Source organism: Tsukamurella sp. TY48 (assembly GCF_019656655.1).
GTDB lineage: Bacteria > Actinomycetota > Actinomycetes > Mycobacteriales > Mycobacteriaceae > Tsukamurella > Tsukamurella strandjordii.
Map to the genome: position 1 here is coordinate 1,275,668 of NZ_BPMV01000001.1, position 17,271 is coordinate 1,292,938.

The following is a 17,271-nucleotide window of genomic DNA, read 5'->3' on the forward strand; positions in this document are numbered from 1 at the left end:
GCATGTCGGTAGTGAAGATCAACGCCATCCATGTCCCCGAGGCCGCGGGACCCGAGCTCGAGAAGCGGTTCGCGAACCGCGCCCACGCCGTGGAGAACTCGCCCGGTTTCCTCGGCTTCCAGCTGCTGCGCCCCGTGAAGGGCGACGACCGCTACTTCGTGGTCACCGAGTGGGAGTCGGAGGAAGCCTTCGCTGCCTGGCGCGACGGCCCGGCGCGGCAGGCCCATGCGGGTGAGCGTGATCCGAACGGCGGCGAGGGCCGCAAGCCCGTCGCCACCGGCGCCGATCTGCTCGAGTTCGAAGTCGTACTGAACGTCTCGGCCAAGCCCGCGCAGTAGCCCGCGCGCTCGGGCCGCGATCACGGCTAGCGTTCGCGGGCCGGTGGACGATGCGCGTACCGGCGGAGCGCAGCCATTGCGGTGCGGGCCGCCGGAACTGAGTCCACTCGGTCCGACAGCACGGCCACGAGCTGCTGATCCTGGTTCCCGAACCGTGGATCCGCCTGAACCAGGAGCGGAATGGCGCAGGTGAGCAGGTACTCCTGATAGGCGGGTGTGGTCGCATCGAGGTCCGCGAGCACCTGCTCCGCGGTGCCGCGGAGGCGGCCCGGCTTCAGTTTCATCGGGCCCGAGATCCTCGGCGCCAGATCCCTGGAGTAGGTCGCCAGCGACCACACCTCCGCCCACTGCAATGCGGCCTCGCGCACGAGCACGGCTCGGTACCGCCGCAGCACATCGCTGTCCCCGGCGATCATCCGGCCGGTCGCGGCACCGCGGTAGCGGAAGGCCTCCGACAGGGGGAACCCGCTGCTGCTCTGCTCCGGTTCGCGGCGGTCGTGACCGCAGTTGCGGGTCAGTCGGTGCAGCGCCATTCCCCGGCCGATGACCTCGCGCGCCCCGTCGGCCGGCGCACCGGCGACGATGCGGCGCGCCCCGTCCACGACGGCACCGGGGTCGGCGACGACTCCACCCGAAGACGGCGGGCGGAAGATCGCGTCGCAGGCCCGGTCCGCCGCCGCACCCCAGCACCGCGAGAGTGCGTGCGCGGCGGTCTCGGCGTTCCCCGCCAGGGCCGCGGCCCCGAACAGCGCGGGCACCACGCCGACGGCACCATCTTCGTCCACGAGGTCGGCCAGGAGACTCCAGTCGAGTTCGAGGCCCGCGGCCTCGCAGGCCTCACCGGCGCGCCGGGTGGCGACGGTGTCCGCGACGAGCGTGGCGTAGTCACGAATGCCCGGCACCACCGCCGACAGGGCCTGCGCGATGGATCCCGATGCCTTGTCGAGCCACCGCGGATCGGACCACAGCCGCGAGACCGACGAGCGGGAGACTCCCGACAACACCGCGATATCGGTCGCGGCGAGGCCCGCCTTCTCGGCGAGCTCGCCAAGGGTGCGCAGCGGACTGGTCAGTGCGTCATCGCGATGCTGCGCCATGGCTCTCGAGCCCTCCGGTCACCCGCCATTTGTTACTTACCGTTGATACGAAAATACCAGGTCCGGGCAGGTCCGGCGGTTCTCCGACCCCACCGACTGTCGAACACATTCTCCAACCATGATTGTTCGGGTAGGTGTGATCGCATATGGTGCGGGCATGGCTACAAGAACTGCTGCTCTCCGTCAGGACATCGAGACCAAGACCAAACAGGCCTGGTGGTCGCTGCTCGCGCTCGGAATCCTGTCGATCCTCTTCGGCGTCGTCATCCTGGTGTGGCCCGGCCCCACGACCCTCGTCGCCGGAATCATGTTCGGGATCTTCCTCATCGTCGGCGGTCTGGTACAGATCGTCGAAGGCATCATGGGCGATTCAGACAACCGCCTGCTGTCGATCGTCAGCGGCGCGCTGGCGCTCGTGCTCGGCGCGTTCTGCTTCCGTGACGACATCGCCAACTCCGTCGCGGTGCTCGGCGTCTTCATCGGCATCAGCTGGATCTTCGGCGGCGTCTGGGGCGTGACCGCCGGCGTTGCGGGCCAGCACCTCCCGCATCGCACCTGGACCATCATCGCGGGCGTTCTCACGCTGATCGGCGGCTTCGTCCTCATCGCCAGCCCGTGGGACAGCATGATGGTCCTGATGCTGGTGACCGGCATCTTCGCCATCGCGATCGGCCTGGTGGAGATCGTGGGAGCCTTCCGCCTGCGCAGCGCGGCGAAGGAGGTCGCCCAGAAGGTCGACGATGTCACCGGCAAGATCGACGCCACCGTCGGCCGGGTCGAAGGCGCTGTGACGCAGCGTCTCGACGGCATCAGCGATCGCGTCCAGCAGCACCGCACCACCGATGGTGCCCAGACCGACGGGGACAAGACCGACGGTCAGTAGTCCCCCCCGAAACGTCAGCGGCCCCCTCGACCTCACGGTCGTGGGGGCCGCCGGCGTGAGGGCCGCCGCAGTGGTTCAGAGCCAGGCGCCGGCGTCCCAGGTGAGGAAGGACTCCAGGCTCGCCGCGGGGTGCAGGCGGGGATGCTCGGTGGACAGGTAGGCGCCGCGGTAGAACAGCAGCGGCTTCTCCTCGCTGACCGTGCCGAGCGAGTGCACGCGGCCGATCGCGATGTGATGATCGCCGCCGTCGAGCACGTTCTCCAGGGTGCAGTCCATCCACGTCAGCGAGCCGTTGATCGTGGGGTTGCCGAGCGGCGAAGGACTCCAGTCGAGCCCCTCGTACTTGTCGTCCACAGACCTGCCGAAGGCGGCGCTCACCGACTCCTGCGCGTGCCCCAGCACGGACACCGAGAAGGTTCCGGAGGTCTCGATGTGCTTCCACGTCCGCGAGGTCTTCATCGGGCAGAACAGCACCAGCGGCGGGTCCAGCGACAGGGCCGCGAACGACTGGCAGGCGAAGCCGACGGGCTTACCCTCGGCCGAGGTGGTGCCGATGATCGTGACCCCGGTACAGAACTGTCCCATGACGTGGCGGAAGGTGCGTGCATCGAAATTCGGCTCGTCCGGCCCCGGTGCAGTCATATGTCGAACCTACTCCGGCACCGATTCTCGCCCGCACGCGGAATCGTGATGTTCGCCACCGGCCGCTCAGGCGCCGAGCAGGATGGCGCGCTCCACGGGGGTGTGATCGTCGTCGGACCGCGCCAGGTCGGTGCGGTACCGCGGCAGGAGCGGGGGCTGCGCGAGGAACCGCGGCAGGCGTCCGGCGCCGGGACGGAGCGGCTGCGCCGCGTGCACCAGGAAGGGATGGCAGAGGTAGACATCGCCCGCCGAACCCGTCGCCCGCACCTCGGGGCAGTCCTCGGTGGACCGGTACTCGTCGCTCATCGCGAAGACCTCGACGCCGGTGTCGCCGTAGCGCTGCAACTCGTCGGCGATCCGCCGGTGCGAGCCGACGCGGATGCGGGTGGGCGCATCGTCGGGCCCGACGTCGGAGAACAGGAACAGCATGAGCAGCGCGCGCCCGTCGCTGCGCCGGTTCACGCGCCAGCGCAGGAAGTTGGTCGGATCGTCGCCCGGGAAGCCCGCGTCCACGTGCCAGCCCGTGTCGACCGGATCCTCGTCGGACGGGAACCGCACCGGGAAGGTGCCCAGCGAGATCCGCGGCAGCCACCGCCCGGCCCCCACGAGCTGATCGGCGGCGGCGCGGATCGCGGGCGCGGTGGCGGCGGTCCGGAAGGGTTCCTCGCCGTGCTCGCCGAGGCGCACCACCGGCTGTTCCCAGGTGGACGGCGCGTCCGGGCGGCACCCGGCAGTGACCGCGAGGTCGTCCCACAGGATCTCGCGCCCGGCGGCCGCGGTCTCGGGCGAGAACGCGGCGTCGAGCCGGACGAAGCCGTCGCGGACGAAGGCCTCGACCTGCTGCTCGGTGAGCACGTGGTTCCCCTCAGTCGGATTCACACCCGACTGTGTCATCGACGCCCACATCTGCGCGACCGATTTTTCCCGCGACCGCGGATCAGTCCGCGAGGACGAGCCCGACGGTCATCCCCGGCACGGTGACCGCGCAGAGGGAGACGAATATGCGCAAGTAGTACAGCGCGGATTGCCGAAAAGTACGGTTACTCAAGGCGTCTACCTCCACCTCGGACCAGCGGATGTGATGCTTCGAGGCTACGCCCGTGTTTGCAATCGCGCACGATGAATAGGGCTGCTCCGCCGATCGCGACAATCCCGGACAGAACCGGGACACGAAGAAAGGGGCCGCCATCCGATGTGGATGGCGGCCCCTTCTCGTTCGATCTGCGCGGCGGTTACGCCGACTCGCTCGGCGACGACTCGCCGGCCAGTGCGGGCACCGCGTCGTCGGAGGACTCCGACTCGACCGGCGCCGGCTTGGGCTTGCCGGAGAAGACGAACTTGGCGTCCTCGCCCTTGCCCTCGCCGTCCCAGCCGTCGACGTCGACCACGACGACCTGGCCGGGGCCGAGCTCGCCGAACAGGATCTTCTCGGACAGGTTGTCCTCGATCTCCCGCTGGATGGTGCGACGCAGCGGACGGGCACCGAGCACCGGGTCGAAGCCGCGCTTGGCGAGCAGCGACTTGGCCTGATCGGTGACCTCGATCTCCATGTCCTTGTTCTTCAGGGCCACGGCCACGCGGCTGAGCATCAGGTCGACCATCTCGATGATCTGCGACTGCGTCAGCTGGTGGAAGACGACGATGTCGTCGATGCGGTTGAGGAACTCCGGGCGGAAGTGCTTCTTCAGCTCGTCGTTGACCTTCTGCTTCATCCGGTCGTAGTTCGCCCCGTCGGAGTCGCCCTGGGTGAAGCCCAGGCCGACGGCCTTCGAGATGTCGCCCGTACCGAGGTTCGACGTGAAGATCAGGACCGTGTTCTTGAAGTCCACGGTGCGGCCCTGGCCGTCGGTCAGGCGACCGTCCTCCAGCACCTGCAGCAGTGTGTTGTAGATCTCGCTGTGCGCCTTCTCGATCTCGTCGAAGAGCACCACGGAGAAGGGCTTGCGGCGCACCTTCTCGGTGAGCTGGCCGCCCTCCTCGTAGCCCACGTACCCGGGAGGGGCACCGAACAGGCGCGAGGCGGTGAAGCGGTCGTGGAACTCGCCCATGTCGATCTGGATGAGCGCGTCGTCCTCGCCGAACAGGAAGTTCGCGAGCGCCTTCGACAGCTCCGTCTTACCCACACCGGACGGGCCGGCGAAGATGAACGAGCCCGAGGGGCGCTTCGGATCCTTCAGGCCCGCACGCGTACGACGGATCGCCTTCGAGACCGCCTTGACGGCGTCCTCCTGGCCGATGATCCGCTTGTGCAGCTCGTCCTCCATGCGGAGCAGACGGGTGGTCTCCTCCTCGGTGAGCTTGAACACCGGGATGCCGGTCCAGTTGCCCAGGACCTCGGCGATCTGCTCCTCGTCGACCTCGGCCACGACGTCCAGGTCGCCCGCGCGCCACTGCTTCTCACGCTCGGCACGCTCCCCGATCAGCTGCTTCTCCTTGTCGCGGAGCGAAGCGGCCTTCTCGAAGTCCTGCTCGTCGATCGCCGATTCCTTCTCGCGGCGAGCGTCGGCGATCTTGTCGTCGAACTGACGCAGGTCCGGCGGAGCCGTCATGCGACGGATGCGCATCCGCGCGCCCGCCTCGTCGATGAGGTCGATCGCCTTGTCCGGCAGGAACCGGTCGTTGATGTACCGGTCCGCCAGGGTGGCGGCGGCCACCAGGGCGCTGTCGGTGATGGAGATGCGGTGGTGCGCCTCGTACCGGTCACGCAGACCCTTGAGGATCTCGATCGCGTGCTCGACGCTCGGCTCGCCCACCTGGACGGGCTGGAAGCGGCGCTCCAGGGCGGCGTCCTTCTCGATGTACTTGCGGTACTCGTCGAGCGTGGTGGCGCCGATGGTCTGCAGCTCGCCACGGGCCAGCTTCGGCTTCAGGATGGACGCGGCATCGATGGCACCCTCGGCGGCACCTGCGCCGACGAGCGTGTGCAGCTCGTCGATGAACAGGATGATGTCGCCGCGGGTGTCGATCTCCTTGAGCACCTTGCGCAGGCGCTCCTCGAAGTCACCGCGGTAGCGCGAGCCGGCCACCAGGGACCCGAGGTCCAGGGTGTAGAGCTGCTTGTCCTTGAGCGTCTCCGGGACGTTGCCGTTGACGATGGCCTGAGCCAGGCCCTCGACCACGGCGGTCTTGCCCACGCCGGGCTCGCCGATCAGCACCGGGTTGTTCTTGGTGCGCCGCGAGAGCACCTGCATGATGCGCTCGATCTCCTTGGACCGGCCGATGACCGGGTCCAGCTTGCCCTGCGCGGCGGCCGCGGTCAGGTTCCGGCCGAACTGGTCCAGGACCAGGGAGGTCGACGGTGTGCCGGCCTCGCCGCCACCTGCGGCGCGGGCACCGGCACCGGCGGGCTCGCCGCCCTCCTTGCCCTGGTAGCCCGACAGCAGCTGGATGACCTGCTGGCGCACCCGGTTGAGGTCTGCGCCGAGCTTCACCAGCACCTGGGCCGCGACGCCCTCACCCTCGCGGATGAGGCCGAGCAGGATGTGCTCGGTGCCGATGTAGTTGTGGCCGAGCTGCAGCGCCTCGCGCAGCGACAGCTCGAGGACCTTCTTGGCACGCGGCGTGAAGGGGATGTGGCCGGACGGGGCCTGCTGGCCCTGACCGATGATCTCCTCGACCTGGCTGCGCACACCCTCCAGGGAGATGCCCAGCGACTCGAGAGCCTTCGCGGCCACGCCCTCACCCTCGTGGATGAGGCCCAGCAGGATGTGCTCGGTGCCGATGTAGTTGTGATTGAGCATCCTGGCTTCTTCTTGCGCCAGGACGACGACGCGACGAGCGCGGTCGGTGAACCTCTCGAACATGGCCATTTTCCTCACATCCCGGTTACGACGGGGACCGGCTGGCGGCCTGTCCCGTTGCTAGCCGTCTGCAATTGACGTCTTATCACTGTAGTTCTTCACTGGTCGGCCGGGTTGGGGCGCGTGCCCCGTGAGCGGCATTGCCGTCCGCTCCCCTTCGCCGTCAGCTCTGGATACACCAGGTCAAACGCACTCCCGGCGGGTTTTGATCCCCGTTCCGCCGTGAGCGAAAACGGACGGGAACCGGCCCGGAACACACGTCGCCCCGGTGCGCGGTGCGCACCGGGGCCACGTGGCTTCGTTCTAGTTCGCCTCGTTGTAGGCGTCGATCACGTCCTGGCTGATCCGGCCGCGGTCGTTGACCTTGAGACCGGCGCCGCGCGCCCAGTCGCGGATCGCGGCGCTCTGCGAGCGATCGATCGGGGTGCGACCCCGGGGCGCCGCCGCGGCGCGGGCTCCACGCTTACGGCCACCGCTGCGGCGCGCACTCGCGATCCAGGTGTCGAGCGACTCGCGCAACTGCGCCGCATTCTTCGCCGAGAGATCGATCTCGTACGTGACACCGTCCAGACCGAATTCCACGGTCTCGTCGGCGGTCTGCGTGTCGTCAACGTCGTCGACAAGAGTAACGGTGACCTTGCGCGCCATGTTTTGCCCTCTTCTAGTCTCGTGTCAATGTCGGATTACGTACCGAAACACGAGTCTATACACGAAATCGCCAATACCGCGATTCCGTCGGTCATTTTTTGTAGCGATTCCGTAACGATTCACATTTCATTGGCGCACTAATTCGGTTGAATCCGGTCTTCTCCGACCAGTTCCCGTACACGTTCCGCGCCGATCGCGAGCAACAACGTGGGCAGTCGCGGGCCGGTGTCCCCGCCCACCAGCAGGCGATAGAGAAGCACGAAGAATGCGCGTTGCGCTGCACCGAGTTCCTTATCGCCCTTGACGATCTGATCGGCGCCGAGGCCGCGCTGCACCTTCGCCACGCCGTACACCTGGTGGGTGATCCCGGCCAGGGTCCAGTCGTCCTCCAGCCGGCCCAGGCCGGCCGGCGCGGGGGTCCCGGAACCGTCGAGCAGCAGCCGCAGCGCCGCTCGCTCCTCGTCGCCCAGGGCGGCCAGCGCGGCGGCGTCCCGCTCCGCCCGGACCACGGTGCGTTCCTCGGCCGGCATCTGCTCGGCGACCCACGCGGTGGCGCGGTCCAACCGCGGGCGAAGTACATCGAGGCCGGTCAGGGGCTCATCGGGCTCGAGGGCGCTGAGGATACGGAGCGTCTGCTCGTCGTCGCCGGTGGTGATATCGACCACCGAGGCCAGCGTGCGATAGGGCATCGGGCGCGGCGTGAGCGGCAGCTCCCGGACCGCGCCGGCGGCCGGATCGGCGACCGAGGCGGCGCGCGCGTAGGCCGCGATATCGCCGGGCTGCGCCTTGTCGCCGCTCACCTTGCGGGTCAGCGCATCCCATTCGTCGTACGTGCGCGGCAGCTCGCCGTCGAGCGCCACATCGAAGGACTGATTGGGCTTCTTGCGGCCGTACAGCCAGCGCAGCAGGGGCGGCTCCAGGTATCGGAGCGCAATCGCGGCCGTCGGAACTCCGCCCTTCGACGACGACATCTTCGCCATTCCGCGGATACCGACGAATGCGTACATCGGCCCCAGCGGTCGCCGCCATCCGAAGATCGGCGCCACATCCTTACCTACCGCGAACGAAGAACCGGGAGATTGATGATCCACACCGGAGGGCTCGAATGTGATCTTCTCGAAAGCCCAGCGCATGGGCCAATCGACCTTCCACACCAGCTTGCCGTCGGTGTGCTCGCGCAACAGCACCGTCTCGGTGTGACCGCAGCGACACTGATATTCCAATGCCGTCGACTCGTCGTCGTATGCGATGACGGTGGTGAAATCCGTGCCGCACACCGAGCAATAGGGCTTATACGGGTAGTAACCGGAATCGCCGGACCCGTCGGCCTCCTCGGCCGAGCCGGACGCGGCATCGGCGGCCTCCGCGGCGGCCGCTGCTGCGTCCGCATCGGTGGCGCCGCCCTTCTTCGCCTTGTCGAGGGTGCGGTAGCGCTCGAGGATCGTGTCGATCCGGCGGCGCTCGGACATCGCGTGCAGCACGCGGTCGGTGTAGGCGCCCGAGGTGTACATCTGCGTCTGGCTGATGCCGCGGTAGGTGACACCCAGTTCGATGAGGGCGGCCTCCAGCTCGCGCCGGAAGTGCTCGGCCCAGTTCGCGGCGTCGGAGCCGTGCGGTGCCGGAACCCGGGTCAGCGGCTTGCCGATGTGCTGCTCCCAGGACTCGTCGACACCGTCGATCTTGGGCACCTTGCGGAACCGGTCGAAGTCGTCCCACGAGATGATGTGCTCGACCGCGATGCCGCGGCGGCGCAGCTCGTCGGCCACCAGATGCGGCACCATCACCTCGCGGAGGTTGCCGAGGTGGATCGGGCCGGACGGCGAGATGCCCGACGCCACCTTCACCGGGGTGTCGTTCTGCTCGGCGAAGGCGACCGCCTCATCGGCGAGGCGGGTCACCCAGTCGTCCAGGGGCGCATTCAGGGCTACGGTCACGGACCGTGATACTACCGCCGATACCACCGCCGAAAGGACCGGCGGCTCACGCCTCGTGGGCGGCGAACTGCGCGACGGCGCGCCGGTAGGACTCGGATCCCGCTCCGGTGCCGCCCGCGGCGCGCAGTGTGAGGGCGCGGAAGCCGCCGTCGACCGACGAGGCCTGGACACCGCGGTCGCGGAGCCGGGTGGCGATCGCGGCGGCGGTGGCGCCGTTGCCGCTCACCAGGGTCCAGCGGGCGTCCGGGCCGGCGGCGGCGAGGCTGGTGCTCAAGCCGGGCACGAGGCGGGCGATCACGGCCGCGGCGTCGAGGGCGACGGCGCCGGTCAGGATGCCGTCGCGGGTGCGTTCGGACTGATCGCGCAGGTCGACGAGGATCGATCCATCAGCGGGGGTGAAGTGCACGGGGTGCATCGGGATTCTCCAGGCGGGAGGCGAACGCGTGGGGCGTTCGGGGCAGCGGAAGGGGGCCGGGTTCCTAGCGGACCCGACAACACTCCATGCAGCTGCGCACCTGGCTCATGGCAGCGAAATTAGCACCCGACCGGCGGCGTGGCAACAATTGCAATCATCGCTGCGCCGAATCCCGCGGGTGCGCCTTGCGCTCGGCGCGGGTGGCCCGGTTGGCCACTTCCCGCAGGTACACGGCCCGCAGGCCCTGCAGGGTGAGATCGGCCCGACGGTGCGTGATGCTCCGGCACTCGGTGGCCACCCCGTCGTCGTAGCCGCCGGTGGCGATCACCACGGCGCCCGGCACCGTCTCCAGGGCGCGCCCCACCAGGGCGTCGACCATGCCGGCGAAACCGTAGATGATGCCCGCCTGCAGCGCCTCGACGGTGTTCTTGCCGACCACCGACCGCGGCGGGACGAGCTCGACCCGGCGCAGGGCGACGGTGCGGTCGGCCAGCGCGTCGAGGGCGCTGCCGACACCGGGGGCGATGGCGCCGCCGAGGAACTCCCCCTTGGCGCTCACCACGTCCACCCGGGTCGACGTGCCGAAGTCCACCACGATGCAGGGCGCCGCCGCGGCGCGGCCGCACACCTCGAAGGCACCGGCGGCGTTGGCCACCCGGTCGGTGCCCACCTCGCGCGGATTGTCCACGTGCAGCGGCACTCCGGTCTTCACGCCCGGTTCCAGGATCACGTGCTGCGCGTGCGGGTAGTACCGCGGCGCCACGGCGCGCAGCGACCGGAGCAGCTCGGGCACGGTGGACAGCGCGGTCACGCCGGTCACCGCCGCCGGATCGTGTCCGTGGCCGGTGAGGAAGCCGCGGATCACCAGCGCCAATTCGTCGGAGGTCATCCGGGGGTCGCTGCGCAGCCGCCAGGTACCCAGCAGCTCGCCCTCGCGCGCACCGTCTTCCGCCGCGAACAGGCCCACGGTGACCGAGGTGTTCCCGGCGTCGATCGCCAGGAGCATCAGAGCCTGCCCGTCACCAGGCCGAAGCCGTCCGGCACGTGCGCAGCGTCGGCGGTGAGCTCGACGGGCTTGTTGTCGGCGTCGACGAAGACGACGCTGGGCGCGTAGGTCTTCAGTTCCGCCTCGTCGAGCTGGCCGTAGGCGATCAGGATGACGATATCGCCCGGGCTCACCAGATGCGCTGCGGCACCGTTGATCCCGATCACTCCGCTGCCGCGTTCACCGGCGATGGTGTAGGTCTCCAGGCGGGCGCCGTTGGTGACGTCGACGATGGCCACCTGCTCGCCCTCCAGCAGATTCGCGGCGTCCAGCAGGTCGGCATCCACGGTGACCGAGCCCACGTAGTGCAGGTTCGCCTCGGTGACGGTGGCCCGGTGGATCTTGGACGTCATCATGGTGCGCAGCATGGCTACTCGGCCTCCTCGAGGAATCCGGTGCCGATGGCGATGCCCACGTTGTCGAGCAGGCGGGTGTTGCCGAGCCGGGCCGCGACCAGCAGGCGGCCGTCGCCCTTGTCCGGCGCGGGGCCGAGGTCGGGGGCGCGCAGTTCCAGGTACTCGACCTGCACCTCGGGGCGCGCGGCCAGCACCGCATTGGCGGCAGCCAGGATCGCGGGCTCCCCACCCTGGGCGGCGTAGGCACCGGCCAGCAGGGCGGCGGACAGTGCGGTGGCGGCGTCGCGCTGCTCCTCGTCGAGGTACACGTTGCGCGAGCTCATCGCCAGGCCGTCGGGCTCGCGGACCGTGGGGACGCCGACGATCTTGACGTCCATGTTGAGGTCGGTGACCATCTGCCGCACCAGCACCAGCTGCTGGTAGTCCTTCTCCCCGAAGTACGCGGTGTTGGGCCGAACGATGTTGAGCAGCTTGGCGACCACGGTGAGCATGCCCGCGAAGTGCGTGGGCCGGCTGTCGGCCTCCAGGCCGAGCCCGGCCGGTCCGGGGTGGATGGTGGTGCGAGGGCCGTTCGGGTACATGTCGGCCACCGACGGTGCGAACACCAGCTCGGCCCCGGCCGCCCGCAGCTTCGCGACATCGGCGTCGAGGGTGCGCGGGTAGGCGTCGAGGTCTTCACCGGCACCGAACTGCAAGGGGTTCACGAAGATCGAGACCACCACGATGGCACCGGTCAGCTTGGCGGCGTGCACGAGTTCGAGGTGGCCGTTGTGCAGAGCGCCCATGGTGGGCACGAACGCGATCTGCCGACCGGTGGAGCGGAGGGCGCCGGTCACCTTGGTCAGCTGCGCCGGATCGTGGTGCACGGTGAGCTGACCGGGGGTGTACGGGCGGGTGGGTGCGCTCATGAAAGCTCCTGGTGCGACTGAAGAACGGGTTCGATGACTGCGGAGGTGCCGGATTGGGCAGCCGCGCGCCGGGATTGGGCGCGGTAGGCGTCTGTGATGGCCGGGTCGACGGTGTCGAGGGCCGTGAGGTGCCGGGCGACGGCGGCGGCGTCGCCGCGGGCGGCCGGACCGGTCAGGGCGGCGGCACCGCTGCGCAGCGCATTGTCGAGCGCGGCGCCGGCCAGCGGAGCGAGTACCCGTTCCGCCAGCCCGTCCGCCGGTCCGCCGACGGTGTCGAGCCCCACCCCCGCGGCGAGCGCGGCGCGCAGGGCGAGCACGGCATCGTCGACCAGTGCGACCAGATGGTTCGCGCCGTGCGCGAGTGCGGCGTGGTAGAGCGCGCGGGCCGATTCGGGGACCCGGACCGGCTCAGCGCCGAGTTCGAGCGCGAGGGCCTGGCCCACGGCGTGCCCCACCTCGTCGGAGGCGGTGATGCCGATGCAACAGGAGGCGAGCCGGGCGGTGTCCTCGGCGTCGTCCACGAAGGTCATCGCGGGGTGGAAGGCGATCGTGGTGCAGCCCAGTTCGGCGAGTGGGGCGAGCACGCCCACGCCGAGGGCACCTGAGGTGTGCAGCACGATCGCCGAGGGGTTCACGGTGGCTGCCAGTTCGGCGACCAGGTCCGGGAGCGCCGTGTCCGGGACGGCGAGGATCAGCAGTTCCGCCTTCTCGGCGACGGCCGAGGCTGCGGCGATCCGGGCCTCGGGCAGGAGCTGTGCGGCGCGTGCTCGGGAGCGGTCCGACGGTGCGGATGCCGCCGTCACGATGTGACCGGCGCGTTCGAGGGCGGCACCGAGGGCGGAGCCGACGCGGCCGGCGGAGATCACGCCCACGGAGAGCCGCGCGGGCGCGGGTGGATTCGGGATGCCCGCCAACAGATCTGGCGAGTCCGGGAACTCGGGCATGGGAGTTCTGCCTCCAAGGGGTCGTTCCAGTCCCGCAGCGCGGGTACCAGACGGTCACCGAAAGGCTATGCCCGCAGCGCGACGCGGGCAATCGGGTGTGAGCTAGCTCATCACTCCGGCTTGCGGCGGCGGCCGCCGGTGCGCTCGGTGTCGGCGTTCATCCGCGCGATCAGCTCGGCCACGGTGCTGCCCGAGGAGTGCTGGCCGCGGGTGGGATCGGCACCGTCGCCCTCGGGCTGGACGGCCGCACCCTCGGCCTCGGTGGGCCGCGGCGCCTGCTCCTCCTGCGGCCGCGCGTGGGCGGCGGAGGAGGGGGCGGGAGCGGAGGTCGGGAACGGGGGCACCGTGGGGATCTGCTGCACGTGCTCCGCCGGCGAGGGCTGCTGCGGCGCGCGCTCCGGAGGCGCGTACTGCGCGAACTGGGGCGGTGCCTGCTGCTGCGCGGCGTCCGGTGTGAATCGGCGCGGCGGGAAGGGCGGGCGGTAGCCGGACTGCGGGGCGAGCGGCACGAAGGGCTCGTCGGTGTCCGGGTCGATGTGCTCCACGTGCTCCACGTCGACCGGTTCGGCGTCGGCCGCCGGCTCGGGGGTCACGACGGCCTGGAAGACCGCGGTGGGCGCATCGTCGTCGGTCCGCTGCGGGGCGGCCGGCGGCACGTCCACCGGCGGGACGTCGACGGGCGGCACGTCCACCGGCGGCTGCTCGGCCGCGGGGAAGCCCGGCACCTCGGACACGGAGGAGGCGGCGCCGTAGTAGCTGTCGACATCGGGGACCTGCGGCGGCACACCGGCGAAGTCCTGCTGCGCGCGGAACCGGTCGTCGTCCTCGAAGACGGACTTGGCCTGCTGCGCGGCCAGGGCCCGCTGTTCGGCGGCGGCGTACAGCTCGGTGTACGAGGGGCCCAGGTCGCGGCCCAGCAGTTCCTCGAGGTTGGCGCGCAGCGCGAGCACCTCGGCCTTGAGCGCGGTGAGCTCCTCGTTGGATTCGTCGCGCAGTTCGGCGCGCAGATCGTGTTCGAGTTGCAGCTCGTATTCGCGGCGCGCGGCGATCTCGCGTTCCAGCTGGAGCGCGTAGACGGCCTTCAGACCGCCCTCCTTCGACTCCACCGATCGCAAGTCCCGCTGGTTGCGGGCCACCAGGAAGGCGGCGATCACCAGACCCCAGATCAGCAGGATCAAGGACACCAGGCCCCAGCGCTTGTCGTCGGAGAAGACCCACATCCCGGTCCCGGCCACGGCCAGCACGATCACCGCGCCGAGCATCCACTGCCCGGCACCGGCGCTCGATCGACGCGCGACTCGTTTCCGATTGGCGGGATCCGTCATGATCGTGACATTACCGTTTACCGGCCACGATCCGGCACATGGACCTCGGAATGTCGCATACGCCGTCTTTTGTCCCAGCTTTCACACGCGACGTGCGGCGGATCAGGCGGGCGAGGTGTCGGCGGGCTGCTCGTCCGGATCGTCGGGCGTGCGACAGCACCGCTCCAGCCACAGCGCCGAGGCGAGCAGCAGCACCGAGCCCACGAGTCCGATCCAGGCACCCGGCCGGTCGGCGTGCGTGGCGGTCAACTGGTTCCCGGCGGTCAGCAGGAAGGCCAGCGCGCCGCCGAAGAAGCCGAGCGACACCGCGCCCAGGTACGCCGAGGCCTTGGCCAGGGCCACCGCTCGGGCGACGGCGATCGGGTGCAGGCGACCGGGCCCCATCCCCACCTCACCCTTGGCGAGCCGGGACCGGATGAGCTGCGCGATCCACAGATCGGCGGCGGCCACGCCGTAGAGCATCGCGCCGGCCCACACGGGGATCGGCGGAACCAGCTCCTTGACCAGCAGATAGGTGGCCAGGCCCACGCCCAGCACGATCGCCGCCAGCTCGACCCAGCCGGTGGAGCGGACGCCGGAGCCCTGCGGTTCGTCGGGCTTCTTCCGCGGATCGGACGGTGCACTCACAGCGCAGTCACCTCCGCGACCTCGTCGGCGGGCAACGCGGCGATCAGGCCCGCCACGGCGCCGTGCCCGGGCAGCTCCGCCGCGGGGTCGGCGGCCAGCCACGGGACGAGCACGAAGGCGCGCTGGTGCGCGCGGGGATGCGGGACGGTGAGCTCCGGATCGTCGGAATGCACGGCGCTCGCGCCGTCCCACACGGCGATCACGTCGACGTCCAGCGTGCGCGGGCCCCAGCGGACCTCGCGCACGCGGTCGGCGGCGGCCTCCTGCTCGCGGGCGAAGGCGAGCCAGCCGGCGGCGTCCCGGGCGGGATCGTCGGCCAGCACCGTCGCGTTGACGAAGTCCTCCTGCTCCACCCCGCCCCAGGGCGGCGTGCGGTAGAGCGGCGAGGCGGCGACGAGGGCCGGTCCGAGCGCGTCGATCGCGGACCGCACGGACGCGGCCGCGTCACCGAGGTTCGCGCCGATGGAGAGCACCGCGCGGGTCACTGCGGCACTCCTCGCGCGCCGGCCCGCGAGCGACGGGCCACCACGGCCACATCGGCGAAGGTCAGCGGGATCGGCGCGGAGGGCTTGTGCACGGTGACCTCGGTGGCGTACACCCGGGGATCGGCCGCGATACCGTCGGCGATCTCGGCGGCCACGGTCTCGATGAGGTTGCGCGGCTCCCCCGCGACGATGTCGTGGGCCAGCTGCGCGAGCGCCCCGTAGTCCACGGTGTCGGCGAGGTCGTCGGACGCGGCGGCGGGCCGCGAATCCACCCACAGCACCAGGTCGACGATGAACTCCTGGCCGTCGCGGCGCTCGTGGTCGAAGACGCCGTGGTTGCCGGTGACCCGCAGCCCGGTGAGCTCGATCCGGTCGGCCATCAGGCACCGCCCCGCTGCCACGCCCGGGTCACCGCGATCGCGTCGGCGGTGGCGCGGACATCGTGCACGCGCACGCCCCACACCCCGGCCCGCGCGGCGAGCGCGGAGATCACCGCGGTGGCCACCTCGCGGCCCCCGGGGGCGCGTCCACCGAGCAGCTCACCCAGGAAACGTTTGCGGGAGGCACCCACGAGGACCCGGAAACCGGTGTCCTGCAGCACGTCCAGGCTGTGCAGCAGGGCCCAGTTGTGATCGCCGTTCTTGGCGAAACCGAGGCCGGGGTCGAGCACGATCCGCTCGGGTTCGATGCCCGCGGCGATCGCGGCGTCGGCCTGGTGCAGCAGTTCGTCGCGCACCTCGGTGACCACATCGGTGTAGTCGGTGACGCCGTGGTGGATGCCGCTCCAGGTGTCCGCGCCGGGGGCTCCGGGCGACGGGCGCCAGTGCATCAGGATCCACGGCGCGGTCGATCCGGCCAGCACGGCCGCCATGGCGGGGTCGGCGCGGCCGCCGGAGACGTCGTTGACGATGGCCGCACCGGCCTCCAGTGCGGCGGCGGCGACGCAGGCGCGCATGGTGTCGACGGAGACCGCGATCCCCTCGGCGGCGAGCGCGCTGATCACGGGGACCACCCGGTCGCGTTCGATGTCCGCGGGCACGCGGTGCGCGCCGGGGCGCGTCGATTCGCCGCCCACATCCACCACCGCGGCCCCGTTCGCCACCAGTTCGCGGGCATGGGCCAGCGCGGCGTCGAGGTCGAGGTAGCGGCCGCCGTCGGAGAAGGAATCCGTGGTCACGTTGACCACGCCCATGATCAAGGTGGCCGCGGAGGGGCCTCGGGTGACGTTCACCGGCGGAGGATGAGATCGAGTGCCTCGGCCCGCGAGGTCGCGCTGTCCTTGAACGCGCCGCGCACGGCGGAGGTGGTGGTGCTGGCGCCCGGCTTGCGGATCCCGCGCATCGCCATGCACAGGTGCTCGGCCTCGATCACCACGATCACCCCGCGCGGATCGAGCTTGCGCACCACGGCATCGGCGATCTGGGCGGTGAGCCGCTCCTGCACCTGCGGCCGCTTGGCGTACAGGTCCACGACGCGCGCGAGCTTGGACAGGCCCGTGACCCGGCCACTGGGGCCGGGCAGGTAGCCCACGTGGGCGACGCCGTGGAAGGACACCAGGTGATGCTCGCAGGTCGAGTACATCGGGATGTCCTTGACCAGCACCAGCTCATCGTGGTCCTCACCGAACGTGGTGTCCAGCACCCGGTCGGGATCGGTGTGCAGGCCACCGAAGACCTCGGCGAAGGCACGGGCCACCCGCTCGGGGGTCTTCTTCAGGCCCTCCCGCTCGGGGTCCTCGCCGACGGCGATGAGCAGCTCCCGCACGGCGGCCACGGCACGTTCGTGATCGAACGGTGCGATGGCCGCACCGTCGCCCGCCGCCAC

At 70.3% G+C, this 17,271-nt stretch carries 19 protein-coding genes; 2 read left to right on the forward strand and 17 right to left on the reverse strand.

The features are described from left to right. The first annotated feature begins 2 nt into the window (after positions 1 to 2). Positions 3 to 338, forward strand: coding sequence for an antibiotic biosynthesis monooxygenase (locus TTY48_RS06305; protein WP_220656681.1), 336 nt, complete (start codon positions 3 to 5; stop codon positions 336 to 338). Between the two features lie 26 nt (positions 339 to 364). Here the strand turns inward: TTY48_RS06305 and TTY48_RS06310 are convergent, their stop codons facing one another. After that, positions 365 to 1,435, reverse strand: a complete 1,071-nt coding sequence (locus TTY48_RS06310; protein WP_220656682.1) for a hypothetical protein — start codon at positions 1,433 to 1,435, stop codon at positions 365 to 367. 157 nt (positions 1,436 to 1,592) lie between these two features. On the opposite strand from TTY48_RS06310, the gene TTY48_RS06315 reads away from it, so the two are divergent. Beyond that, positions 1,593 to 2,318 (forward strand): HdeD family acid-resistance protein, encoded by a 726-nt coding sequence (locus TTY48_RS06315; protein WP_220656683.1) that lies wholly within the window; start codon positions 1,593 to 1,595, stop codon positions 2,316 to 2,318. 75 nt (positions 2,319 to 2,393) lie between these two features. On the opposite strand, the gene hsaB is transcribed toward TTY48_RS06315, so the two are convergent. The 16 genes from hsaB to folE form a co-directional block, all read right to left on the reverse strand. Further along, complete coding sequence (gene hsaB / locus TTY48_RS06320; protein ID WP_220656684.1) at positions 2,394 to 2,960, reverse strand: 3-hydroxy-9,10-secoandrosta-1,3,5(10)-triene-9,17-dione monooxygenase reductase subunit; 567 nt, start codon at positions 2,958 to 2,960, stop codon at positions 2,394 to 2,396. A gap of 66 nt (positions 2,961 to 3,026) precedes the next feature. Next, complete coding sequence (locus tag TTY48_RS06325; RefSeq protein ID WP_255585538.1) at positions 3,027 to 3,839, reverse strand: phytanoyl-CoA dioxygenase family protein; 813 nt, start codon at positions 3,837 to 3,839, stop codon at positions 3,027 to 3,029. A gap of 353 nt (positions 3,840 to 4,192) precedes the next feature. Continuing rightward, on the reverse strand, positions 4,193 to 6,763 hold the full coding sequence (locus TTY48_RS06330) for an ATP-dependent Clp protease ATP-binding subunit (RefSeq protein WP_220656685.1): 2,571 nt from the start codon (positions 6,761 to 6,763) through the stop codon (positions 4,193 to 4,195). A 300-nt stretch (positions 6,764 to 7,063) separates the two neighbouring features. Then, entirely contained in the window at positions 7,064 to 7,408 is a 345-nt protein-coding gene (locus TTY48_RS06335; protein WP_220656686.1) for an Lsr2 family protein, read from the reverse strand. Positions 7,409 to 7,545: 137 nt separating this feature from the next. Continuing rightward, a complete protein-coding gene (gene lysS, locus TTY48_RS06340) occupies positions 7,546 to 9,342 on the reverse strand; it encodes a lysine--tRNA ligase (protein ID WP_220656687.1) in 1,797 nt (598 codons plus the stop codon). A gap of 46 nt (positions 9,343 to 9,388) precedes the next feature. Next, positions 9,389 to 9,757: a rhodanese-like domain-containing protein gene (locus tag TTY48_RS06345; RefSeq protein ID WP_220656688.1), complete on the reverse strand. Its 369-nt coding sequence runs from the start codon at positions 9,755 to 9,757 to the stop codon at positions 9,389 to 9,391. Between the two features lie 154 nt (positions 9,758 to 9,911). Continuing rightward, complete coding sequence (locus TTY48_RS06350) at positions 9,912 to 10,763, reverse strand: type III pantothenate kinase (RefSeq protein ID WP_220656689.1); 852 nt, start codon at positions 10,761 to 10,763, stop codon at positions 9,912 to 9,914. After that, positions 10,763 to 11,170, reverse strand: a complete 408-nt coding sequence (gene panD, locus TTY48_RS06355; protein WP_220656690.1) for an aspartate 1-decarboxylase — start codon at positions 11,168 to 11,170, stop codon at positions 10,763 to 10,765. The genes TTY48_RS06350 and panD overlap by 1 nt, the downstream gene beginning before the upstream one ends. A gap of 2 nt (positions 11,171 to 11,172) precedes the next feature. Then, a complete protein-coding gene (gene panC / locus TTY48_RS06360; RefSeq protein ID WP_220656691.1) occupies positions 11,173 to 12,066 on the reverse strand; it encodes a pantoate--beta-alanine ligase in 894 nt (297 codons plus the stop codon). Further along, positions 12,063 to 13,010 carry a Rossmann-like and DUF2520 domain-containing protein gene (locus TTY48_RS06365; protein WP_220656692.1) on the reverse strand — a complete coding sequence of 316 codons (948 nt, stop codon included), beginning with the start codon at positions 13,008 to 13,010 and terminating at the stop codon, positions 12,063 to 12,065. Before TTY48_RS06365 ends, panC begins: the two co-directional genes overlap by 4 nt. 110 nt (positions 13,011 to 13,120) lie before the next feature. Further along, complete coding sequence (locus TTY48_RS06370; protein ID WP_220656693.1) at positions 13,121 to 14,335, reverse strand: DUF6779 domain-containing protein; 1,215 nt, start codon at positions 14,333 to 14,335, stop codon at positions 13,121 to 13,123. A gap of 102 nt (positions 14,336 to 14,437) precedes the next feature. Next, positions 14,438 to 14,962 (reverse strand): DUF3180 domain-containing protein, encoded by a 525-nt coding sequence (locus TTY48_RS06375; protein WP_220656694.1) that lies wholly within the window; start codon positions 14,960 to 14,962, stop codon positions 14,438 to 14,440. Beyond that, entirely contained in the window at positions 14,959 to 15,447 is a 489-nt protein-coding gene (gene folK / locus TTY48_RS06380; protein WP_220656695.1) for a 2-amino-4-hydroxy-6-hydroxymethyldihydropteridine diphosphokinase, read from the reverse strand. Before folK ends, TTY48_RS06375 begins: the two co-directional genes overlap by 4 nt. Then, positions 15,444 to 15,827 carry a dihydroneopterin aldolase gene (gene folB, locus TTY48_RS06385; protein WP_220656696.1) on the reverse strand — a complete coding sequence of 128 codons (384 nt, stop codon included), beginning with the start codon at positions 15,825 to 15,827 and terminating at the stop codon, positions 15,444 to 15,446. Before folB ends, folK begins: the two co-directional genes overlap by 4 nt. Next, positions 15,827 to 16,639 carry a dihydropteroate synthase gene (gene folP, locus TTY48_RS06390; RefSeq protein ID WP_220658481.1) on the reverse strand — a complete coding sequence of 271 codons (813 nt, stop codon included), beginning with the start codon at positions 16,637 to 16,639 and terminating at the stop codon, positions 15,827 to 15,829. Before folP ends, folB begins: the two co-directional genes overlap by 1 nt. A gap of 35 nt (positions 16,640 to 16,674) precedes the next feature. Beyond that, a complete protein-coding gene (gene folE / locus TTY48_RS06395; protein WP_220656697.1) occupies positions 16,675 to 17,271 on the reverse strand; it encodes a GTP cyclohydrolase I FolE in 597 nt (198 codons plus the stop codon).